The organism is Cyanobium sp. NIVA-CYA 375 (assembly GCF_056108345.1).
In genome coordinates this window covers 1-21574 of sequence record NZ_JBSYHW010000003.1, presented here as the reverse complement: position 1 = coordinate 21574, position 21574 = coordinate 1, and the positions used below count along the sequence as shown (strand labels likewise).

Below are 21574 nucleotides of genomic sequence, written 5' to 3'. Positions count from 1 at the left end.
CCTATGGCGACTCGCGAGCCACGGCCAGGGCCGCCAGCAGGCCACCGCCAAAACCGCTGAGGTGGCCGATCCAGCTCACCCCTGGCGGTGAAAAAATCGGCAGCAGGCTCGGCAGCACCCCCGCATAGGTGACCAGGGCCAGCAGCGAAAGGAGCAAGGAGAGGGGCCGCTTCTCCAGCCAGCCGATCAGCAGCAGGTAGCCCAGCAGCCCGTACACGACCCCGGAGAGTCCGTGACTGCCATTGGGCCAGAGCAGCCATACGGGAATAGCCGTGGCATAAACCCCCAACCAAACAGCCAGATAGTCGCGGCGGCCCCGCAGCAATACCAGCCAGGAGAGGGGCAGAAAGGTGAGCGAATTGGCCAGGAGATGGCCAAAACCGCTATGGCTGAAGGGGGCTGTCAGCACCCCGAGGAAGGAGCCTCCGGGCGTCATCGGCAGGTTCCAGTTGCCACCGAAAACCAACTGGTCCACCAGCTCCTGCAGCCAGGGGATCAGCAAGATCAGCGGCGGAATCAGCAGATTGAAACCGGCTCGGGCGATCCAGCGATCCAGACGTTGGGGTAGAGATTCGCTCACGGCTCGCCCTTGAAGCTGCAGCGCAGCATGGCAAGGGCTTCATCAGGCAGGCCCAGCAGGCGATCCAGCCAGGGGTCGCCGCACGGCGGCACGCTCGCCACTCCCACCAGCAGGGCCGTGCCATCGGCGTCCATGGGCTGGCCCTGGGCCCGGTGGCGTTGACCCTGCGCCGAGCCAGTGCTCAGCAGGGTGTCTATCAGCAGGTCGGGGGCGCGGTAAAGCCCAGTAATGCGGAAGCGAAAGCGGGCCCGGAAGCGCAGTTGCACAGCACCTGTTGCTGAATCGATGCTGCCCGCCAGCTGCTCAGGGGCGATGGCGATCTCCAGGCCCGGGGGCAGGGGCAGCCCCAGCACCCGAGTGGTGCGCCAGTTGAGCGGCGGAATCAACAGGGTTGAGGGCTCGAAGCTCACGGTTCGGGGGCCGTCAGCTGGGCCTGGGCCGAGCTTGCCGGTCCCTCCGCCGCCGCTGGCGTCGTAGCTGAAGTGGGGATAGGCGCCGATGGCCAGGCCACAGCCCTTACTGGTGCCTAGCTGCAGTGTGGCAAACCGTAACTCAGGGCTCACAGGCTGCGCAGCGCGTCTAATTCGCCGCGGCTGTGCAGTTCAGCCAGTTCGTTGTAGCCACCAATAGGGACACCATCGATGTAAAGCTGGGGCACCGGAGCCGCCTCGTCGGGTTCGATTTCCACGAAGGCAATGCCCAGGGTGCGCAGCATGCGCAGGGCCCGGCGCGAAAAGGGGCATTCCGGCCGGCCGGCGATTTCCACTCGCGGTTCGTTGCTGGCTGATGCAATAGGCGCTGAGCTGAGCAGGCCCACCAGCAGGTCGGCGCCTCGCAGCACCAGGGTGCCATGCTCGAGGTGGCCACCCCACACCTGGCAGCTGGCATCGGAAAAGCTCAGGTGCAGGTGCACCCCATCCGGGCTGATCGTGCCCTGCAGGGTGATGATCTCCAGCTCACCAGCCAAAACCGTGGGTGCGCTATTGCCGGGGCAGGCAAAGGCGGCTTGGGAGAGGTTGCCCACCACACTCAGCACAAACCCGCCGGCGTTGTGCTCAAGGGCCAGCTGCTCCAGGCTGCGGCGCACATCACTGCCGGCTTGGAGGTGCAGCGGCACGGCATGCATAACAGACACAGACAGGTGGGGTGCAGGCTACGCCGGCCCATGCTGGTGAGGTTGCCCTGTTGCCATGGCCCCGAATTCCGTCCTCGCTGCGCTCAACCTGGCGGTGGTGGGTCATGTGGAGTGGGTGAGCTTTGTGGCAGTGGAGCAGCTGCCAGTTGCTGGCTCGATCGACCGGGCCAGCGCCTTTCTGGAGGAACCCGCCGGTGGGGGGGCGGTGGTGGCGGTTCAGCTGGCCCGTCTCAGTGGCAAGCGGGTGCGGTTTTTCACCTCCCTGGGCCGGGACGCCACCGGCGAGCGCTCAGCGGAGCGGCTCACTGAGCTCAGCCTTGATCTGGAGGTGGCCTGGCGGGATGCCCCAACCCGCCGGGGCGTGAGCTTTGTGGATCGGGCCGGTGACCGCAGCATCACCGTGATCGGCGAGCGACTGGCCCCTTTGGCTAGGGACCCACTCCCCTGGGCTGATCTGGTTGGCTGCGATGGCGTCTTTGTGACCGCGGCCGATGCGGCAGCCCTGCAGCACTGCCGCCGGGCCCGGTTGCTAGGCGTCACGCCACGGGTTGGCTTGCCGCTCTTGGAGGCCAGCGGGGTGAGCTGCGATGCCTTGATCGGCAGCGCCCTTGATCCTGGTGAGCAGGTGCCTGCTGGCGCTCTATCGCGCCCCCCGCGACTGCGAATCGCTACCGAAGGGGCTGCTGGTGGCTGGAGCGAACCCGGCGGTCGCTTCGCTGCCCAGGCCCTGGTGGCCCCGCCGGTCGACAGTTATGGCTGCGGCGACAGCTTTGCAGCCGGGGTGCTGGCTGGACTGGCGGCTGGCTGGACCGCAGCCGCAGCAATAGGCCTGGGCGCCCGCTGCGGCGCCGAGTGCGCCGTTGTGTTTGGTCCCTATGCCCGCCCTAACTAACCTGGCTCTGCACCAGCAGCAGCAGCCTGTTTGCCTCCGGATCCAGCAGCCAGGCCTCCACTCCAAAGGACTCCTGGCGCGGACCGTCCAGTAGCGAGGCGCCCAGCCCAATGGCGCTCGTCAGCCAGGCTTGCAGCAAGGCCATGGCAGCTTCTGGGTTGTTGCCGCAAGCCACGCTGCGCTGCAGGCACGTTGCTAGCCGGCCTGGTTGCCTTGCTTGGGGCCGGCTCTGGGATGGGGCATAGATCTCCAGGAAGCCACCGGCGGGCCAGGGCACCCGCCAATGGCTGGCACCAAGCCCCTGCAGTGGCTCTACCGCCAGCAAATTGGCGTAAAACCTTGCCAGGGCAGAGGGATTGTCTGCAGCCAGCACCAGAGAGCTGCTCAGGCTTGGGGTGTCTTGCACCGTTTTTAGTGATTGTCTAAAAAGTCTGCAACGGCCAGATCAGGGCGGCGCAGCAGGGCAAATATCGTGCCGGCGTTGCCACGGCATAGCCGCAGCTCCTGGCTGAGCACGGTGATGTCGAGCCAGGCTGAAAAACTTTGCTGCACCTCACGTTGCAGCCGCAAGCGTGTGCCACCAACTAGGGGCCCGCGCCAGCCACCGCGCTGGAAGCGCACCTGCACCCGCTGCTGGGGAGTTGGGCTGTTCTCGCCAGGGCTTGATTCGAGCTGGATGCTGGCCTCAACAGCTATGCCACCCAGGCCGGCAAGCTGCCCTGGCGGCCTCAACAGATTCAGGGCACGACCCAGCGATGGAGCCAGTATCTGCAGGTTTTCCAGCCATGGCACAGCCTGGAGATAGGGCTGGCTGCTGCTGCTCCAGCGCAATTCCCAGACCCCCTCCAGCAGATCGAGGGCACCTGGGGCGGCGAGGTCTACTGGTGAGGTGCGTTCGAGCTCGAGAATCAGCTCCCGAACCCGCGGCCCCTGGCGTTGGGCTTCCCCCCTGGCACCCCGTCGCAACAGGGCCAGCAGCTCTTCGCTTGCTTTCAACATCTGGGGCTAGAGGCGTCGTTACAGTCAGTTATAGTTCTTGCAACAATCCTCAACACTGATGACCACATCCACTCCCCGCTTCGGATTTGTCGCTTTTGCCGAAACCTGGAATGGCCGCCTAGCCATGATGGGCTTCGTGATTGGCCTTGGCACCGAGATCCTTACCGGCCAAACCATCGCAGCTCAACTGGGCTTGGGCTGATTGCCATGAGCACCGATTACACCACCGCTATTGCCTTTGTTATCGCTCTAGTCGTCGTGCTTACTGGCATGACTACATATGTGCTGAGCCGTCCAAGTGACCTCTCTTCCAAAGCTCCTTAATTTCTGGATAATTTTAGAGAATTCCCTAACTCTCATCTCGAAAGCCCGGGGCAAACGCACCGGCCTTTTTTTATGGAATTGCTACCCAGATTTAGGTTGATGATCTGGGTTGATAGAAGAAGCCTCCATTAACTTTCCTTTGACTCACTACGGCGCATTGGGTGGCAACGCGCCACAAGGCTTGGTGGATAGGGGTGGAGTCGTAGCGCACCAAGTCGGGGAAGCGCTGCTTCAGCAGGGCGTTGGCTCGCCAGGCGTTGTAGTGGGGAATCCTCGGGTTGATGTGGTGGCATACATGTGTTGAACCGATGCCGTGATGCAGCAGGTTCAGCAGGGGGCCATAGGGGCGATCCACCGTCTGTAGAGCACCTTTTGCCCAATTCCAGTCGCTGGTGGAGAAGTGGGGAATATCGGTATCGGTGTGCTGCAGCCAGGTGTAACCAACTAACCAAGCATTGATAACCAGGTAGGGCAGGCCGTAAACCAGCAGCACTCGCGCCGGGGAGAAGTGGATTGAGGCCCATACCAGGGCCGCCACCATTGCCAGCAGGCCGAGGTTGGAGATCGCCATCAGGCGACGGTAGGAGTCGGGAAATAGCTGGCGCCCACCGTTGCGGAAGGGTGCAGCCGTAGTGAAATGGGAGGTTGGGCTGCCGTACTCTTCGCCGCCGGCAACACCAAACATTAGGTATAGGGGCCAACCCAATACCAGGTGGGTAAACAGGGAGGCAACGCCGTAGAGGCCCTGGCCAAGCTGCCGTCTTGCTCCGGCCACGAAGCGTCCCGAGCTGGAATCGGAGCGGGGCGGCACATGGGTTTCACCGGCCTCGAGGTGGTTGCAGTTGGCGTGGTGCACCGCATGGCTGCGCTGCCAGCTGAAATACGGCACAAGCAGCAGGCTGTGCAGCAAAAAGCCCACTACGGCCTCTACGCGGGGGTTGGGATGGAAAGCACGGTGGCCGCACTCGTGGGCAATTACCCAGCAACCTCCTGCCACCGTTCCTGTAACCAAGGCGTAAAGCAGCCAGAGGGGTGCAGCGCTTAGCTGCAGGGGGATCAGGGTTCCCAGTCCATAAGCAAGGACGGACAAGCCCAGGGACATGGCCAGGCTTCCCCAGGCTTTAACCGGGTTGATCTGGGTTAGCTCGGCTGGCAGGCAAGCCAGCAGTTCAGCTTTGCTGGGATAGATGGCTGCTGGCGTGGCGGCCTGCGCGGTGGCGATGGACGGCAGGGAAACAGGTGGAGTCAATGAAGCTGCCGCAAGACAAGGGATATGGATCGGCCTTGGTAAGCCTTTGAGACCTTAGGAATCAGCACCCTCCGCCCGCGTCGCGGCAGCCTTAATGCCAGCAGACGCTGGTGTCCTCCTCAATCCGGTAGTACTCCCGATCGTCCGAGCAGCAGAGATCGGCGTAATAGCGCTCGAGTTCCTGATGGGCTTCGTTGTAGCTGGTGTACAGGCGCTTGGTGATGGCATCGCTGACGCCGTCATCGCGCCGGATTTGGTACTGAGTCATGGGGATTACGGTTCTTGGCGCAGGCTCAGCCCACGAAGCGCTTGTATAGCCAGCGCACAAAGCCGCCGAGCAGCGGCACCGGCCCGAAGGTGGGGCCGACGAAATCGAAGTAGTCGCGGTGGTCGCAGATCTTGCCCTCACTGTTGAACAGCAGCCGTGAGGTGCCTGGATACACAAACTCAATGCCCTTGATCATCAGGCCCATCTCCCACTCCACGAACGCCGAATTGGCTTCGATCGCGATCGCGCCGGGAGTGAGATAGGTGTCGTCGCAGCGTTTCAGCAGGCCCTGCTGGGCTTTGATGTAGGCCGAAATGCCCTCTCTCTCCTGGGTGGGATCGCTGAAGTGCACGTCTTCGGCGTAGAGCTGCCGCCATTGCGCTTCGCTTGGGCCTGGAGCGCCGTAGGGCTTGCTAAACAGGGCGCGCAGCTGGGCAGTGTCCACCGCAGTCAGATCAAAGGCTGATACCAGGATGGCCCAGGCGGCATCCATGCCATAGCATTTTGCCAGAGCTCTTGAGCGCAGCCCAATAATTCGATCGAAAGCTGCACTCTTTAGAGAGATTCGTTCGATCAGTTTTTCGACCAAATCTCACGGCTTTTGCCTATCTGGGTTTTGAGCTGAGGCAGGCGTGTCGCGAAGGTAGACTAGGATGGCAGAGCTCGCAATAATTCAATCAATTTGACGACTGTAAGCGTCATTACTCCGACCAGGCTTTTGCCTGATCGATTGTCTATGTTGAGCAAGCTCAATCGCAGTCTGACTGAAAATAGCTGCCATATTGAACATGTAATCGTCGTCGATGGCAACGACCTCAAGGATCTTCCTGCGGAGCTTGCCGCTAACGCCACCGTTATCGCTTCCGCCCGTCCAATTGGTCAGGCTGCAGCTCGCAATCTTGGTCTGCTTGTTGCTCGGGGGGAGTGGATCACCAGCGCCGACGATGACGACTGGCTTTATCCCCATTCCATCGATAAGCGACTGGCAGCAATCAATGGCCAGGCGGGAGCCCTTTGGGCAGCTGGGTATTGCACAGATGATCTCAAGAATGATCCAGCCATTGTTGCCGCGGGGCCATGCCTGGCGGGTGATGTCTGGCGGGCCTGGCCATCCCCCCACGACAGCATTCCCCTAGGCCCAACTACCCTGCTAGTGCAGGCAGCCTTGCTCAAGCGAGTTGGCGGCTGGATGGGTCTGCCTCAAGGTGAAGACGTAGGCATGATGATCGCGGTCACAAGTAGTGCGGCAGGTGTGTTAATTGCTGATTACGTTTATCACATTCGCCTCCATGTTGGCCAGATGACAAAATCGTCATGGTTTGATGATTTAGAACTTTTATCGCGCCGATCTGCTTGGGAACGCGGTCAGTACATCCTGTCTCAGCAGCTTGCAAGTTCCTCAGTGCCGCTGATCCGCCAGCGCATTGCCACCCTTTGAGCAACTCAAATTTGTGAGCACCACCGCCCTGCCGCCAATCGCTGGCCGTGAAGCCGAAATCCTCGCCCTGGTGCAACAGCAGCAGCCGGTTTTTCTGCCCCAGACCAACCTCAAACTGGAGCAGATTCGCTCCGGTTTCGCCTGTGCTCTGCACATGCACCAGCCCACGATTCCAGCCGGTGCCAATGGAGAGCTGATCTCCCATCTGCAATACATGCTGGATAATCCTGGCCAGGGAGATAACCACAATGCCGAACCCTTTGCCCAGTGCTACAAGCGCTTGGCAGAGATCATTCCCCAGCTGATCGCAGAAGGCTGTAATCCGCGCATCATGCTGGATTATTCCGGCAACCTCCTCTGGGGCTTCCAGCAGATGGGACGCCACGACATCCTCGAGGCGCTGCAGCGTTTGGCTTGTGATCCCACGCTGCAACCCCATGTGGAGTGGCTAGGCACCTTCTGGAGTCATGCCGTAGCCCCCTCAACGCCGATCCCAGACCTAAAGCTGCAGATCTTGGCTTGGCAGCATCACTTTGCGGCGCTATTTGGTGATGCTGCGCTGCAAAGGGTAAAGGGCTTTTCCCCGCCCGAGATGCACCTGCCAAACCACCCCGACACGCTTTACGAATTTGTCAAAGCGCTACTGGAGTGCGGCTACCGCTGGCTGCTGGTTCAGGAGCACAGCGTTGAAAACCTTGATGGCTCCTGCCTGGGCCAATCGCAGAAATACGGTCCCAACCAGCTGGTGGCGCGCAATTCAAGTGGTGAGGTGGTCACGATTACGGCGCTGATCAAAACCCAAGGCTCCGACACCAAGCTGGTGGGCCAGATGCAGCCCTGCTACGAAGCTTTGGGGCTGGGCCGGTTGGAGCTGGGCGCCGCATCCATTCCCGCGCTCGTCTCCCAGATTGCCGATGGCGAAAACGGTGGCGTGATGATGAACGAATTCCCCCAGGCGTTCATCCAGGCCAATCAACGCATCGCCGAACTGAACGAGCCTGTTGGTGGAGCTGAGACCACTGTGGCGATCAACGGCACCGAATATCTGGAGTTGCTCGATGCTGCCGGACTTGCTGCCTGTGACTATCCGCAGATTCAGGCGGTGCAGCAACACAAGCTGTGGCCGCAGCTGGGAGAGCCACCTACCTCTGCAACTGTTGAGGCTGCCATCGCCGAGCTGCAGGCGCGCGATCCTGCTTTCTCGATGGCAGGTGCTTCCTGGACCAACAACCTCAGCTGGGTTGAGGGCTACGCCAACGTGCTGGAGCCGATGACAAGCCTCAGTGCTGCCTTCCACCAGCACTTTGATCCCCTGGTTGAGGCTGACCCGTCAGCCACCCAAACTGAGCCATACCAGCAGGCCTTGCTGCATCTTTTGCTGCTCGAGACCAGCTGCTTTCGCTACTGGGGCCAGGGAATCTGGACCGACTACGCCAGCGAAATCCATCGGCGAGGCCTCGCCAGCCTGGCCAGCTGATCGGCCTTACCAGGGCAGCAGCTCGCCGTTGGCGTGCCAGAAGCTGCCGCTGGTTTCGAGGCTGAGGCCGTCGATGCGGGCCAGTAAACCCCGCACCGCCAATTCGGGGCTAATGCCTTGGGGGTTGAAGTTGACCATGCCGGTGCACACCAGCCCCGGGTGCAAAATCGCTACGGCGATGCCGCGCGGGCGCAGGTCGATAGCAAGGGATTTCCCTGCCATGTTTAGCGCCACCTTCGACATCCGATAGCCGTAAGAGCCGCCGGAGCTGTTGTCGTCGATAGAACCCATACGGCTGCTCATTAGGGCCAGCTTTGAGCCTTGCTGGAGGTTCGGCAGCAGGGCGTGAACTAGCCGCAGCGGTGCCAGGGCGTTCACCTCAAACTGACGCCGCAGGCTGTTGGCATCAAGGTTCGCCAGGTTGGTGGCCTCCAGGATGCCGGCGTTGAGGATTGCCCCCTGCAGAGGTAGACCTGCGAGCCGTTGTATCAGTGCAGCAAGGTCGGCATCATCGCTGAGCTCGATCCCCGCCTCTATACGAATTCCCTGGGCCTCCAGCTGCGGCGATGGCGTGCGGCACACGGCGATTACCTGATCACCGCGAGCCTGGAGCTGTCTGCAGTACTCCAGGCCGATGCCGCGGTTTGCCCCGGTGACAAGGAAATTGGACATGGGTTGATTCAAACTCAGAGCTAGCTATTAACTTGGAGCAGACCTAACGCGCCCAGCGGGCTTTTGCCGCTTCAGCGCCTGCCGTTGACGATTACGGAGTTTCCGCTGCCCCCAGCAGTACCAGGCAGGGCCGGCACCACGGAGGTCTGGCCATCCCACTTGTCGAGGAAGAGCTTGTAGAGCACCTGGTCGTCGAGGCTTGAATTGAGCGTTTCGTAGCGCTTTGCTTCCTGCTCGGCGATCAACACCTCGGTTTGGGCACGCAACAGCTGCTGTTCGGCAATCTGTTTCTGTTCAATTGCAGCGCGGTATTCCTCGGCGATTTGCAGGCCAGTGAGGTCGAGTCCCTGCACGCTGACGTAGTCAAACTTGCGCAGTTCCTCCGCTACCTTCTCTTGCACTAATTCTGAAATGGAGTTCCATTCGGTGGCGATGGTCACAAGCTCGTATTGAGAAAATACTGACTTGAGCGCCTTGAGCAGGGAAGGCTGGATTACCCGGGGGTAGATCTGCTGGTCGTCGGTGGCGATCGTCTCGTAAATCCGGCCAGCTTCTGCAGGCTTCATGGCGTATTTCACCGTAGCGGTCGCCTGGATCACCTGGAGATCCTTGGTGAGGGTCGAAAACTGCTCAGGGCGCACCTGGGTTCGCACATCAAACAATGAGGTGTTCTGCACTAGCGGCGCCTTGAGGTTGGCGCCTGGGCTGCGCGGTGCGCCCGTCACCTTGCCCAGGGTGGTGACGACTGCCACGTTGCCAGCCGGGACAATGAACACGGTCTGGCTCAGCAAAATTGCTATCCCCACCAGCACAGCCGCTATCAGGCTGAGGGTGGCTCCAGGCCCATCGGGACTGCCAGCGGAGCGGAGGGGCGACTGCATGAAAGCCTGTCAGAATTTCAGATCCTAGGAAGGGTTGCGGTGGGACGTAGCTAGTGAATTTTTAGTCACGAGGCGGGCGTAGTAAATGTCCCCTGGTCGACCGCGACAGGCTCCTCGGCCTTGGCCAGCCAATAGAACTGATACGCCTGCAAGACGATGCGACTGCTCGACTGGGCTGGCTTGCGGCCAGTGTGAAGATCGACGAGGTTGTCGTGAATGCCGAAGACCGATGGAGCTAGACAATTGAGATCGAAGAACCTGGGCTGGTCGTTGAAGTTTGCCACCACAAGTACAAGCTCTGATGGCCGCAAATGGTTGAAGCGTACGAAGGCCAGCAAATAGTCATTTTCAAGATTGAGGATCTGCCGGTTGTTGAAATCTGCGAAAGCTGGTACTTCCTTGCGAATTGAAATCATCTGCTTCAATGCGCTAAAAATTGAATGCTCTACTGTGCCGAGCTTCCATCTAAGCTCCGCCTTTGCCCAGTCGATTTTTGGACGATGCACCCAGCGGGTGTCATTACATTTGCTGGGATCAGCGAAAAAGCTGTAGTCATTTAATACTCCGAGGGCATCACCGTTATAGATAAGTGGAATCCCCCCAAAGGAGAGGATGATGGCATGCATCAGCAGAATGCGGCTGACGGCGGTGGCGATTAGTTTTTTATTCTTCGACTCCAGGGCCGTTTCTAGGCCGACTAGCGAGGCAAGGGAGCCACATATCCTTGCGTCTCCAGTCGTGTCGTTGGGCATAAAAGTAAGCCCTCGGGGTATCGAATCAAAATCACCCTTGAAATAGTCAATCAGAAAGCGTCGGTGCTCACGAGGATCAAAACCCACCTGCTTGATGTCACTGTCATCGAAGCCAAATCCGATATCATCGTGGCAGCGTACGTAGTTAAGCCAGGTAGCGCGCTCTAATTTAGTTGGCAGATTCTTGAGACCCTGCGACAGAAGCCGGGTATTCCGAGTTGCCACACTGTCCCAGAGCAAAGCCATCAAGGTGGCGTTGTAAGCGATCTCACATTCCTTGGCTACGATGGCATCTTCACCAAAATACTTGCTGATTTCTGTAGGAGCCACTATGGCCTCAGCGATGAACAACACACCGGGTGCCGTCACTTGGCAGCAATCCTTCATCAGCTGTAAAATCAGATGAGCCTTGCGCTCGTTTTGACATGTGGTGCCGAGCTTCTTCCAAAGAAAGGCAACAGCATCAAGCCGCAGAATATCCACTCCTTGGTTAGACCAAAATAGCAACACATCCAGCATTTCAATAAATACTGCTGGGTTTGAGTAATTCAAGTCCCACTGGTAGTCATGAAAGACAGTCATCACCCACTTGCCCATCGCCTTATTCCAAGTGAAATTACCTGGATCGCTTTCCGGGAAAACCTCCGGCATGCTCTGCTCGAATACGTCGGGAATATCCCTATCTTCGAAGACATGATAATAATCCTGGTAGTGCTGATCACCAGCTATTGCACGCCTAGCCCACTCGTGCTCATCAGATGTGTGATTTAAGACAATATCTAGAATCAATAGAATTTCGCATTTCCTGAACTCTTTAGCAATGCTGCGCAGGTCGTCGATTGTTCCGACTCGCCCATCTATCCGGCGGAAGTCGCTTATCGCGTACCCACCATCACTCTTGCCAGTAGGACACATTAGAACCGGCAGAATATGTACCATATTAATGCCTAGCTCCTGGAAGTAGCCAATTCTGTTCTTTAAATCGGCAAGATTTTCGGCAAAGCCATTGGAGTAGACGGCCATTCCTACCCACTTCTGGGATAAAAACCAGTTGTATTCATATTCGCGCTGAATATCAATAGACTCAAGTTCAGGCGCCCTATCGATATAGCCACGTGCCATTGTTTCGACTAAGGCTAAAAGTTGATCCTTAAAGTCGTCGCGGTGACCATACAATGTAACAAATAGAGAATGTATGGCGTAGAAGTTGGCACCCAGCCTGGTGTAAAAGTGCCGTAAATCTTGGCGCTGAATCTCTGGCTTCAGATCATCTAGAATCGAGTTCAATAGTGAGTGGGAGATTTGTTCATACATCGAATCAGTTCACCTCCCATGAAGTTAGAAACTGCGCATAAACCGAGCGGTCATCAATGGTGGCTCCCTTGTGTGCCACCACGGCTGCAGCGAAGTCCAGGGCGCGCTCTAGGCTGTCTGCCCAAGGCCACTGCAAACTGATTCCGAGCAGTACGGTGGCAGCAAAACCATCACCCGCCCCAACGGTATCGACAACCTGGGTAGCGGGCGCAGGGCCGATGGCAACAATATCGCCTTGCCGGTAAAGCAGGGCGCCCTGGGCGCCACGGGTCAGAATCACCGTTTCTAAACCGTGCTGTTGAGCGAATCGGTTCATTGATGCCACCAGGTTGGTTATATCTCCGAATTCAGAACCGTGTGCCGCCAGCAGAGCTAGCTCATTTTCATTGAGCTTGACGTGGTCGGCGTCAGCTACCAGAGTTAATACCGATTCAGGCGACCACCAAGGACTACGTAGGTTCACATCCAAGAAGATCTGACCCTGATGCAGAGACTTAAGGGCGGCCAGTGCTTCCGCCGATTGGCGATGGCGAAGGGCCAGAGTCCCGTGGTAAAGGATACCGCTGCTTGCTTCCGTGCGGATATCCGGGAGTTGGATGAAATCGAAGGCACTGTTCGCCACGATGTCGTAGTGGGGCTCATCAGCTTCGATGCTCACTATTACTTTGCCGGTGGGATGGCTGTCATCACACTGCAGCGAGGAACAGTCCAGACCCCAGCGGCGCATGCAGGCACCAACCCTCTCCCCCTGGTCGTCTTTGCCCACCCGACTGATAAATATTGGCGAAAGGCCAAACCCCCTGAGGTGCCAGGCAACATTGAAGGGAGCCCCACCAAGGAGTTTGCTGCCATCAGGGAAACAATCAATGAGTACTTCTCCGAAGACGGTGATCGGATTACGGATCTGCATTCGCTCAACCCAGCTTCCAGAATGCATCGGCATGGAAGTGTCTAATCCCCTCCAGGATTCCGGCGCTGTAGTTGCCGTTCATGCCGAGGTAACCGCCTTGGGCAAGATACAACCGCTTAGTTGTGCCTTTTTGTCTGGCCGTCTCCATTGCTTGTGTAGCCACATCGGCATGGGCATTAGCCACAAGTACGGCTGGTAGCTCACTGGTTAGTACCGATAGATCGTTACCGCTATCCCCAGCAAAAAGTATCTGTTCGGCTGTAAAACCCTGCTTACGCATCAGAAACTCGATTGCAGGCAGCTTGCCTGCGCGAGCTGGTAGCACATCCAGTAGGCCGGTGGAGGCTTTTTCATCGATGCTGTAGATCAGGCTGGCAGCAATATTGTACCCAGTTAAGCAATTTTGGATGTTACTTGTTAGTTCGGGGAGGCTGGTCTCCAAGGGAATAAAGAAACTAAGCTTGTAGGTATTTTGTCTATCCTCGGGCTGCAGTGCTAGAGACGATATTTTAGGCATAATATTAAAGACCTTGGCAGCACTTAATCCCTGCCAGTCCGACGAGATGTCTAAGGACCATTGACTTAGAAGTGTCCAGGTTTTAAAATATTTGCTATATATGGAACTGCCCACGTCCCCAATTATCCAATTCGGTTTTGGAAGCCCATACTGCTCAACCGCCTGCTCCACTAGTGCGAGATGTCTGCCGCTAACGTATGCCAACTTGATCTCCGGTTGATCGACTATCTGCGCAAACATAGATCTGGCACCAACTGATTCTGGTGCTGCTCCATTGGGTAGAAGCGTTCTGTCTAGATCCGTACAAATAAGTAGAGGTTTCACTGAATTTGGCTTGGTGATTCTTCATGATGGAGTTCCTGGCCTTTGGCATTGTTTGCAGATATCTTGTGTTGTTTAAAGAGGGTCTGTATGTTATCTAACGAGGTAGGCTTCTCTCTCTTCACCAGCTGCTTAAACAGTGATAGGGAATCCATATTGCAGGGCAGCCTGTTATCGGGCGCTTTATAGACAGGGCGAGAGTTGATTGGCAGAGCATTAGTTTTTGCAGGAGATGCGGGTCTTGCTGTTGCTTGATTGTTATCAATTAGTCCGGCTAACATTTCAAGATATGCCTTGGCATGAGCCTCCCAGGAGTAGAACTTAGAGACGTTTTCCAAGCCATTCCGTGAAAATGTTGTCCATAACTTTTGATCCCCCAGAATTCTTAATAATGCTCTGGCAATTGAGGCTTCATTTAGGGGATCAATGAGTAAGCCATTCTTGCAGTTGCCGATGATGTCCACTGGACCGCCGAACTCCGTCGCAACTAGCGGTAGTCCGCTGGCAGCCGCCTCCAGCAAGGTGAGTCCAAAGGGTTCAGTGAGAGCTGGGTTAACAAATACACCCTTCGATGCTGCTGCAAGGCGATAGATGTCTGCTACGTCACTGGCGGAATGATGCTTTGGCATGGCCACTAGACCATTAAGCTCATGGTAGTCGATGACAAGTAGTAGTTCTGTTAGAATGTTTTGAGCTCCATCATCTAATTCCCTGATATCATTACGGTTTCCAGATACGATTACAAGATTCGCGAGTTCTTGAAGTCTCTTGCACTTTCCATAGGATTCCAAAAGGGAAATAATGTTTTTGCGTTCATCCGGCCTTGATAATGCCAAAATTATAGGCTTATCGGGATCCCTGAGATGCTTCTGTAGGGTTCCAATAAAGGTAAGCTTGCCGTTCTCACTTGTAGGTGGATAAAACTTGTTCAAATCGGTGCCTGGCGGGATAACGAACATTTTCTTGGGGGTACAACAGTCATACAAGCTGTACTGCTCTTTTATCTCGTTGTGCGTACTTGTGATTACTAGACTCGCATGCTTAAGTATGTCTTCTTCAGCGCTAATGCGTTGCGAAATTTTATAGCGTTTTTCGATTTCTTCCGCAGCTATGCCTAGGTCTTGAAGCCGTTGCATTTTATCCCTGCCCAGAGAGTGGCCTGTGTGAATAAGTGGTAGTCCGGTGAGCTGAGATAGGCGCACGCCTACATAGCCAGCATCGGCGTAGTGACTGTGAAGCGCATCAGGTCTGCGTTTCTGACTACGTAGCCAGGCATATAGCTCGTTTGTGAAAGCGTCAAGATGCTCCCAGAGATCTTCCTTGGCAATGTAGTGGTCTGGCCCAGCATTAATCCGGATGATGCGTGCTTTATTTCCCAGAATCTCGACTGGTGCTTGATAATCTGGTGACAAGTCTGCATCCTTGATGCAACGAGTTATCAGATCTACTTTGGCTACGCCTGGCTGGCTGGCTAGGGCCTTGGTCAGCTCAATTACATACCTCGTCTGGCCGCCCGTATCAGCGTCTCGACCCAGTTCCAGATTCATGCCTCGAACCAGGCCATGAATACTGATCATCAAGATATATAGTGAATGACCTTTGTTATTCATCTTTATGGTCTTCACGGTACTCCCTATCGCATAATAGCATGTATTGCCTGAGCATTAACCTGATTGACACGGAAAAAGGATGCTGAGTTTCAGATCTAGTGTCTTCTCTGCTTGCAGCCCAATAATAATCGATCGGCTTGATGCAATAGTCCATCCCTTTGAGCGTATCGGTGCTAGGAATGATGCGAAAATGCAGCGGATGATCTGAGTCCATCGATCCCTACTTATTTGTGGTCAGCAAATCTGCCAAGAGTCATTTTTCGATGAAACAGCGGCTCACATAGGGAGATGTCATTGCGCGCAGCAGGCTGCTGTAGCTGATTTGGAAGCGTTGTTCATCGCCGACTTCCAGCGCCACTGCTGCACCGCTAACAACCAAATGGTCGCTGGATGCCCCTTCGATCTTGATTCCTGGAGCGCTGAGACCGGCTGGATCGGCATCCTGTTCGCCTAGGGCAAGTATGGAACGTATCGTCATTGGTTGGTCCGGTTCTGTTAGAGGAGCGGCTTGCCCCTGGGTAAAACTTGTGCGGTGTCGCGTTCCCCAAGGCCGGGAGGGCTTGCGCTTGGCCTCGATTACTTCCGCTACCAGGGTGATGGCATCGGTATGGAGCCCTGGGATCGCCGTACGGCTAAGCGGTTCCCTGCCCAACAGCAGCGCTTCGCCGAGCCGCAGGTGGTTGATCCGCCCCGTCTCAGCGCCACTAGCCAGCCAGGGAAGATTTGCTGAATTGCCACCAGAGCACCACTCGAGCTTGATGCCAAAACGGCTTTCAAGTGCCTCGATCAGCCGCGATAGTTCGGCCATATTTGCTTGTTCAGGAGCTACGCCGTGCTGACAGCCCAGATTTGTGCCGATTCCCACCAGTACCAGGCTTGGCAGGGCCAGGGTGAGCAACACCATCGCCTCGAGGTCTGCCGCCAGGATCCCCTCGCGTAAGTCCCCAAGCTCCACCATTAAAAGCACGCCATGGCGCACTCCCTGGCATGCTGCTGCGGCTGCCAGCGCCTTAATCACGACTGCTTCACTGTTGCAGCTGATCGCCGCATGGGCCACCACCCGCTCTACCTGGCTCAGCATCGGTGAGCGAATTAGCAGTAAGGGCACACCGATTTCGCGGCGGCTGAGGGTTTCGATTGATTCAATCCGCGATTCACCGATTGAATGCACCCCTGCCGCCACCCAGGTGTGAACTATCTCCGGCAGTCCCAGCGTTGCCTTGCTGACTCCGGTCACCTTGATTCCCTGGCGTGCCAGCCGATTCACCATGGTGCTGGCGTTGTGCCTTAGACGCTCGAGGTGAATCTCCAGCCGGGGTGCGCTCAAGGCAGCCCGATAGGTGATGCGCACAACTCGGGGAAGGCCCGCAGCACCATCGCCACGAGGGCAGAGGGTGCACGGCTCACCGCATCGGTCACGGGAATGGCTAGCTCGGCTGCGTAGAGGGCGATTGCGGCGCTCACCTCAGCGTCATCCATGCCCTCGTGGTTCAGGGTGAGGCCGATGACACGCGTTGGTGCGAAGGCTTCGATCAGCCGAATTTCACTTGCAGGCGTGGGCATCGGCAGAAACGGGAAGTCGCTGAGCTGACGGCGTGCTGGTGCGTGCTGCAACACCACAGCCTGGGGTTGGCTGCCCCGCAGGATGAAGCTGGACGAGAGGTAGGCCGGATGGCTTAGAGCCCCTTGGCCCTCAATCACTATCACTGCGGGATGTTCCGTGCAGTAAGCCTCCACAACAGCGGCCTCCACCTCACCTGAGCAAAACTGCGACGGAATGGCATCGAGTGGAATGCCATAGCGCCCCCCTTGAATAAGACCGGTTTGCCCCGTGCTGACCAGAACGGCGTGGATGCCGCTGGCGTTCAGGGCCTGAACCAGAAGCGTGGCTGTGGTGCGCTTACCGATGGCGCCATCGGTGCCGAGCACGGCGATTCGAATGCAGCGTGCCTTGGCGATTGAGCCGCTGAACAGGCGGAGATCCTTTAATTCGGGCGGACGACGTACATCCCGGATTGATACCTTGTGACTGGCGGCCGCCAGGGCGAATTCACTGTCATCATTAAGGAATTCGCGCATGCCGCTGACCAGATTCAGGCCAGAAGCCATGGCCAGCAGCAGGGCCTGGCGATCGTCTTTGCCATAAAGGCCATCTGCAGGCGCCATGCCATAGATGAAGGTGGTGGCGCGGGGCCCTGGCAGGGCAAGGGCTTTACCTAGGTTGGCCACGATGGGAATGCCGTTACTGACGCCGTCCAGCAGAAGTCCTGCATCAATGCCTGCGGATTGGCTATCAATAATTGCTCTGATTTTGAAAGCTTCGCAGAAGCGCACTAGGCCATGGGCGGTTTTGCCGTCGAGTCCAGCGAAGTTTCCTTCGCAGTAAACGACTGCAACCGATTGCACCGCAGCTTGTTGCGGTGCAATCGAGATGGTCAGGTCATTGACCTGTTTAAGAAATGCCAAATAAGCCAGGACCCATCAGTTACCAAGACTTGAAGCAAGTCAGAGGTGGAGATTCCAGGGCTCAGGAGTGGCCGCTGGGGGGCGTGGATAAAATCAGTCTACGACGCTTTCTCCTCTAGGGGGTCGGCCAGTATTTCGGCAATCTGGTTTTGGCCGTTGCCCTGAGCCAGGAACAGGGCTCGTTCGGCCCGCAGGAGGGCATCAATGGCCTGGTGGTCGCCTGGAGCTAGCAGGGTAAGTCCGCCGCTGACACTCAGTCTGTGGCCGCTGGCTGTGAAGATTCCCCGAATTTCGTTTATGCCGGTGCGAATAGCATCTGCCCTTTCCATGGCCATCGCCAGGTCAACGTTAACCATCAATACCGCAAACTCCCGATTGCCGATTTGACCCAGCAGGTCTTGGTCGCAGAGCTCTGAACGCAGCAGGGCGGCGATGTCAGCGAGGGCTCGCTCCGATGCCTGAACCCCCCAGCGGCTCTTGATTTGGTCGAAGTGGTCGAGCTCGAGGGCCAGCAATGCCAAGTTCTTATCCGCCTGGCGTGCCCGCACCAGCTCCGGCTCTGCTTGCTCCAGGAAGTTTGGTCGGGTTGCCAACCCGCTGATTGGATGCACCGTGGTGAGCCGGCGCAGTTCAAGCTCACGCAGCACTAGCTGGGCCAAATCTTCGAGCAGCCGCACCTGGCTGGAGCTGAAATGACGAGGCTGCTTGTCAATCACGCACAGGGTGCCCAGGTTGTGACCGTCTCGACTCTGCAGTGGTGTTCCTGCGTAGAAGCGCACCTTTGGGTCCTGAATCACCAGCGGGTTGGTGCAGAAACGCGGGTCTTGGCGGGCATCCGGCACCACCAAGGTTTCGTTGCCAGCGATGGCGTGGGCACAGAAGGCCATCTGCCGCGGCGTTTCGGTGGTCTCCAGACCGTGATGGGCCAGGAACCACTGGCGGTCTCCATCGATCAGGGAGATCAGGGCAATCGGTGTTTCCAGCACAGTCGAGGCCAGGCGCACCAGTCGCTCAAAATGCTCGTCGCCCGGATGATTCAGTACCCCAAGGCGTTCTAGGTCTCGCTGGCGCTGAGGCTCGTCTGCCGGAATTGGGTAGTCGGGGTACGGCATGGTGTGCGCCGAAGTTTCTTACCTTAGGAAAACCATGGCCAGCTGACTGGGCAAATATCGAGGCATGATTTAGCTATTGCAACGAGCCTATTCAATGGTCCTCGCCCAAGAAAGCTGCCTCCCCTGCCGCGAGGGGGCTCCGATCCTCGCTGAAGCTGATCTGGCTGAATTGCTGCCTCAGCTGCCCGGTTGGGTGGTTGTTGATGGCCACCACCTGCAGAAGGCCTGGAGCTTTGCCGATTTTCAGCAAGCCCTCGCATGGCTGAACCGGGCTGGAGCGATCTGTGAAGCAGAGGGGCACCATGCCGAATTCACCATTGGTTGGGGCCATGCAAGCGCTGAGGTGTACACCCACAAGGTCGATGGCTTAACCCGTGCCGACGTAGTGCTGGCCGCCAAGCTTGAAGGGGGCTAGAGGGCTCTGACGGCGTAACTGGTGTGCAACCTGCAGCTTCCGCCCGGGGCCACCTCGAGTTTGCCGTCGCCGCTGATCAGAGCCTGGCGGGGTCCCGTCCAGGGCTCAAGACAAACCATCTGGCGTGGGGGTTCGGTCCAGATCACCGCCAGGTTGAGGGGGGCGCTGAGCTGGAGATCTAGGGCCAGGTTTGCTTCTGGATCCAGCAGGCGCACATCACCGCGGGGCCTCACCAGTAGATCCACACCATCGTCGAGCCGCCCCATCTGTTCTGCGGTTTGCGCATCGGCCATTGACAGGTGGTTGAGGCAGCGCTCCGGCAGCCCCTCAAAGCATGCGGATTTGAGGTTGCTGATGTTGAAGTAGGGGTGCAAGCCGAAGCTGAAGGGCATCGACTCCTCGCTGCGGTTGTTTACAGAGGCGACGATTTCAAGGGCCCCTGGCACTAGGCGTAGCTCAAGGCGCAGCAGGAAGCTGAAGGGATAACTCGCCCGGGTGCTTTCGCTATCGACGAGCTCCAGGGCAATGCCTTGGCCATCCCCTAGGGCTGTCAGTTGCCAGGGCAGCTGACGTGCGAAGCCGTGCTGCCCAAGGGGAAAGTTTCCCTGGGGTAGGGGCAGGATGTTGTTCGGCAGGCCGCCGCAGATCGGGAAGAGAATTGGGATACCGCCACGCACCGACTGGGTGGGGTCGAGGAAGCGTTCCAGATCGAGGTAGATCAGCTCCTTGCCGCCGCAGCGCCAGCCCGTCACCAGGCCGCCGCGTTCCGGCACCACCCGCAGCAGATCTCCGGCTTCGTTGCCGTACTCCCAATGCGGATAGGGCAGATCGCGGTGCACCAGGTCCACGGGGTTTGAGCAGGGATTTGCCCATTTAGGCCTGCTGCCAGCCTCCAAGCCGGTGTTCCTTCACACAATCTTCCATTGAAAAAGATCTGAGCCGGTCTCGATCTCCTGATCAACTCCATAGGGTCTTGCAAGCGAGCGCTAACCCGATGACCCGGTCAAATGACAGTGTTCCCGTGCCGGAATTGTTCGAGCCCCGCAGCCTGGAATGGCAAGAAAATGGCGAGCTGGCAACTACCGAGGTGTTCGAGCTTGTCAAGCGGCTGCGGGCCGTTGAATCGGGAGAAAACGTCAACGAGCTCTGGCGGCTCAGCCAGAAAGCCTGAGCCCTGTCTCCGCACCAACACTCCCCCTTGCCAGCGCAATTCCCTTTTGGTTGATTGCAGAGGCCGGGGAGCTTGCAATGCCAGAACCAGCTGCCATCGCGGAGTGGCGTCACAGGGGCTGCAGCGTGCGATTGATTCGTCGCTGTCCAGCTGCTGAGGCCTATCGCATCCAGCACTGCAGCGGTATGTCTATGGGTGCAGCGTCCAGCCTGGAAGAAGCTCGCATTTTGATTGATGACCATATCCAGTTGCTGCGTCAGCGCCTTGTAGCTAGTGCCTGACGTTCGGTTCGTATCCAATGGCCAGGCCAGTTGTAAAAACCACGAAAGCTGAGCGGCTCCTCCTCAAGCAACTTGGTTTACTGCAGCACTGCTTCGCCGTAGTGCCTGCTGTTGTTGTAGCCCCAGAGGCCACGGCGAATGTCTTGGCGTCGTGGTGATCGCGAATGTCACCCCTGCCGGTTTCAACCAGGTTCACAACTGCCAGCACCTCCCAGGGAATGCCGGTGGCAGCTTTTGCTTTGCGGTAGTAATGAAGCAGGGTCTCGGCAGGTGCGATTCAGGGCAAAACCCCCACTAAGCCGCGCCGGCGCAGCTCCTGCTGGAACTCATTGCTGAGGGGATCCAGGCTCCACTGCCGCTGGCTCCACTGCCACAGGGCCTGTAGCCGCCAGCCCAACCACAGCAGGCACAGCACCAGGCCCAGCCAACGCATTGATAGGTCCCAGTAACCCACCTTTTTTAAGAGCAGACCACGCTTCTGGCGAGGGAGTCGGGCAACTTTTGACACAAGTCGCTAAGGGCAAGGCCTCTGCCAGTTGATTTGCTCCCGCTGACAGAACCAAGTCAATGGCAGCGGCTAATTGCGAGCTGGGGTCGCCCGAAATGGCCTACTGAACCCAATACCTAGGGAGGACCCCTTGATCCCCGAGCGTGGCGATCTGCTGACACAGCACCAAAAACAGGCCGCGAATCCCCGAAGATCAACCGAGTTTCGTAACTGTTCAGGGGGGAGAAAGCTCCGTGGCAGTTCCGCTCTTGACAGACCTCTGAAAACAGCTTGGATCTCAGG

Annotated in this window: 26 protein-coding genes and 1 pseudogene; 7 read left to right on the top strand and 20 right to left on the bottom strand. The window is 57.7% G+C overall.

Annotated features, from left to right (window positions below):
• Position 1 precedes the first annotated feature (1 nt).
• The 3 genes from AC01FP_RS01500 to AC01FP_RS01490 are packed head-to-tail and all read right to left on the bottom strand — an operon-like array spanning position 2 to position 1706.
• Positions 2–580 (bottom strand): rhomboid family intramembrane serine protease, encoded by a 579-nt coding sequence (locus AC01FP_RS01500; RefSeq protein ID WP_474477284.1) that lies wholly within the window; start codon positions 578–580, stop codon positions 2–4.
• Complete coding sequence (locus AC01FP_RS01495) at positions 577–1143, bottom strand: hypothetical protein (protein ID WP_474477281.1); 567 nt, start codon at positions 1141–1143, stop codon at positions 577–579. The genes AC01FP_RS01500 and AC01FP_RS01495 overlap by 4 nt, the downstream gene beginning before the upstream one ends.
• The gene (locus tag AC01FP_RS01490; protein WP_474477501.1) at positions 1140–1706 is read right to left on the bottom strand and encodes a PCC domain-containing protein; all 567 of its coding nucleotides are present in this window, start codon (positions 1704–1706) and stop codon (positions 1140–1142) included. Before AC01FP_RS01490 ends, AC01FP_RS01495 begins: the two co-directional genes overlap by 4 nt.
• Before the next feature lie 64 nt (positions 1707–1770).
• On the opposite strand from AC01FP_RS01490, the gene AC01FP_RS01485 reads away from it, so the two are divergent.
• Positions 1771–2607, top strand: a complete 837-nt coding sequence (locus AC01FP_RS01485; protein WP_474477278.1) for a PfkB family carbohydrate kinase — start codon at positions 1771–1773, stop codon at positions 2605–2607.
• On the opposite strand, the gene AC01FP_RS01480 is transcribed toward AC01FP_RS01485, so the two are convergent.
• Positions 2600–3013 carry a VOC family protein gene (locus AC01FP_RS01480; RefSeq protein WP_474477275.1) on the bottom strand — a complete coding sequence of 138 codons (414 nt, stop codon included), beginning with the start codon at positions 3011–3013 and terminating at the stop codon, positions 2600–2602. The two genes, AC01FP_RS01485 and AC01FP_RS01480, sit on opposite strands and share 8 nt — an antisense overlap.
• A gap of 5 nt (positions 3014–3018) precedes the next feature.
• Positions 3019–3606: a PAP/fibrillin family protein gene (locus tag AC01FP_RS01475; protein ID WP_474477272.1), complete on the bottom strand. Its 588-nt coding sequence runs from the start codon at positions 3604–3606 to the stop codon at positions 3019–3021.
• A 58-nt stretch (positions 3607–3664) separates the two neighbouring features.
• Here AC01FP_RS01475 and AC01FP_RS01470 point away from each other — a divergent pair, with 58 nt between their 5' ends.
• The gene (locus tag AC01FP_RS01470) at positions 3665–3808 is read left to right on the top strand and encodes a high light inducible protein (RefSeq protein ID WP_474477270.1); all 144 of its coding nucleotides are present in this window, start codon (positions 3665–3667) and stop codon (positions 3806–3808) included.
• A gap of 213 nt (positions 3809–4021) precedes the next feature.
• Here the strand turns inward: AC01FP_RS01470 and AC01FP_RS01465 are convergent, their stop codons facing one another.
• The 3 genes from AC01FP_RS01465 to AC01FP_RS01455 all read right to left on the bottom strand — a co-directional run bounded on the left by AC01FP_RS01465 (position 4022) and on the right by AC01FP_RS01455 (position 5940).
• Positions 4022–5179 carry a fatty acid desaturase gene (locus AC01FP_RS01465; protein ID WP_474477267.1) on the bottom strand — a complete coding sequence of 386 codons (1158 nt, stop codon included), beginning with the start codon at positions 5177–5179 and terminating at the stop codon, positions 4022–4024.
• A gap of 91 nt (positions 5180–5270) precedes the next feature.
• A complete protein-coding gene (locus AC01FP_RS01460) occupies positions 5271–5447 on the bottom strand; it encodes a hypothetical protein (protein ID WP_474477264.1) in 177 nt (58 codons plus the stop codon).
• A 25-nt stretch (positions 5448–5472) separates the two neighbouring features.
• A complete protein-coding gene (locus AC01FP_RS01455; RefSeq protein WP_474477261.1) occupies positions 5473–5940 on the bottom strand; it encodes a nuclear transport factor 2 family protein in 468 nt (155 codons plus the stop codon).
• Between the two features lie 243 nt (positions 5941–6183).
• Here AC01FP_RS01455 and AC01FP_RS01450 point away from each other — a divergent pair, with 243 nt between their 5' ends.
• Positions 6184–6885, top strand: a complete 702-nt coding sequence (locus AC01FP_RS01450; protein ID WP_474477258.1) for a glycosyltransferase — start codon at positions 6184–6186, stop codon at positions 6883–6885.
• Positions 6886–6898: 13 nt separating this feature from the next.
• Complete coding sequence (locus tag AC01FP_RS01445; protein WP_474477256.1) at positions 6899–8362, top strand: glycosyl hydrolase family 57; 1464 nt, start codon at positions 6899–6901, stop codon at positions 8360–8362.
• 6 nt (positions 8363–8368) lie between these two features.
• On the opposite strand, the gene AC01FP_RS01440 is transcribed toward AC01FP_RS01445, so the two are convergent.
• From AC01FP_RS01440 to AC01FP_RS01400, 9 genes are all read right to left on the bottom strand, one after another.
• A complete protein-coding gene (locus AC01FP_RS01440) occupies positions 8369–9034 on the bottom strand; it encodes an SDR family oxidoreductase (RefSeq protein ID WP_474477253.1) in 666 nt (221 codons plus the stop codon).
• Positions 9035–9105: 71 nt separating this feature from the next.
• Positions 9106–9915 (bottom strand): prohibitin family protein, encoded by an 810-nt coding sequence (locus tag AC01FP_RS01435; protein WP_474477251.1) that lies wholly within the window; start codon positions 9913–9915, stop codon positions 9106–9108.
• A 65-nt stretch (positions 9916–9980) separates the two neighbouring features.
• Positions 9981–11981, bottom strand: coding sequence for an alpha-amylase family glycosyl hydrolase (locus AC01FP_RS01430; protein ID WP_474477249.1), 2001 nt, complete (start codon positions 11979–11981; stop codon positions 9981–9983).
• A gap of 4 nt (positions 11982–11985) precedes the next feature.
• Entirely contained in the window at positions 11986–12924 is a 939-nt protein-coding gene (locus AC01FP_RS01425) for a carbohydrate kinase family protein (protein WP_474477247.1), read from the bottom strand.
• On the bottom strand, positions 12896–13732 hold the full coding sequence (locus AC01FP_RS01420) for an HAD-IIB family hydrolase (protein WP_474477244.1): 837 nt from the start codon (positions 13730–13732) through the stop codon (positions 12896–12898). The genes AC01FP_RS01425 and AC01FP_RS01420 overlap by 29 nt, the downstream gene beginning before the upstream one ends.
• Positions 13729–15276 (bottom strand): glycosyltransferase, encoded by a 1548-nt coding sequence (locus AC01FP_RS01415; RefSeq protein WP_474477241.1) that lies wholly within the window; start codon positions 15274–15276, stop codon positions 13729–13731. The genes AC01FP_RS01420 and AC01FP_RS01415 overlap by 4 nt, the downstream gene beginning before the upstream one ends.
• 316 nt (positions 15277–15592) lie before the next feature.
• Positions 15593–16666, bottom strand: coding sequence for an alanine/ornithine racemase family PLP-dependent enzyme (locus AC01FP_RS01410; protein ID WP_474477238.1), 1074 nt, complete (start codon positions 16664–16666; stop codon positions 15593–15595).
• On the bottom strand, positions 16663–17805 hold the full coding sequence (locus AC01FP_RS01405) for an N-acetyltransferase DgcN family protein (protein WP_474477235.1): 1143 nt from the start codon (positions 17803–17805) through the stop codon (positions 16663–16665). The genes AC01FP_RS01410 and AC01FP_RS01405 overlap by 4 nt, the downstream gene beginning before the upstream one ends.
• A 98-nt stretch (positions 17806–17903) precedes the next feature.
• The gene (locus AC01FP_RS01400; protein WP_474477231.1) at positions 17904–18917 is read right to left on the bottom strand and encodes a sensor domain-containing diguanylate cyclase; all 1014 of its coding nucleotides are present in this window, start codon (positions 18915–18917) and stop codon (positions 17904–17906) included.
• A gap of 94 nt (positions 18918–19011) precedes the next feature.
• Between AC01FP_RS01400 and AC01FP_RS01395 the strand changes: the two genes are divergently transcribed.
• A complete protein-coding gene (locus tag AC01FP_RS01395) occupies positions 19012–19332 on the top strand; it encodes a 4a-hydroxytetrahydrobiopterin dehydratase (RefSeq protein WP_474477228.1) in 321 nt (106 codons plus the stop codon).
• Here AC01FP_RS01395 and AC01FP_RS01390 read toward each other — a convergent pair.
• The gene (locus tag AC01FP_RS01390) at positions 19329–20180 is read right to left on the bottom strand and encodes an aldose epimerase family protein (RefSeq protein WP_474477225.1); all 852 of its coding nucleotides are present in this window, start codon (positions 20178–20180) and stop codon (positions 19329–19331) included. The two genes, AC01FP_RS01395 and AC01FP_RS01390, sit on opposite strands and share 4 nt — an antisense overlap.
• A gap of 146 nt (positions 20181–20326) precedes the next feature.
• Here AC01FP_RS01390 and AC01FP_RS01385 point away from each other — a divergent pair, with 146 nt between their 5' ends.
• Both AC01FP_RS01385 and AC01FP_RS01380 read left to right on the top strand, forming a co-directional pair.
• A complete protein-coding gene (locus tag AC01FP_RS01385) occupies positions 20327–20503 on the top strand; it encodes a hypothetical protein (protein ID WP_474477222.1) in 177 nt (58 codons plus the stop codon).
• A gap of 77 nt (positions 20504–20580) precedes the next feature.
• Positions 20581–20784 carry a hypothetical protein gene (locus tag AC01FP_RS01380; RefSeq protein ID WP_474477525.1) on the top strand — a complete coding sequence of 68 codons (204 nt, stop codon included), beginning with the start codon at positions 20581–20583 and terminating at the stop codon, positions 20782–20784.
• A gap of 14 nt (positions 20785–20798) precedes the next feature.
• On the opposite strand, the pseudogene AC01FP_RS01375 reads toward AC01FP_RS01380, so the two are convergent.
• A pseudogene (locus AC01FP_RS01375) lies at positions 20799–21055 on the bottom strand (lytic transglycosylase domain-containing protein); the annotation flags it as partial.
• A gap of 6 nt (positions 21056–21061) precedes the next feature.
• Positions 21062–21238 (bottom strand): hypothetical protein, encoded by a 177-nt coding sequence (locus tag AC01FP_RS01370; RefSeq protein WP_474477219.1) that lies wholly within the window; start codon positions 21236–21238, stop codon positions 21062–21064.
• Between the last annotated feature and the right edge of the window lie 336 nt (positions 21239–21574).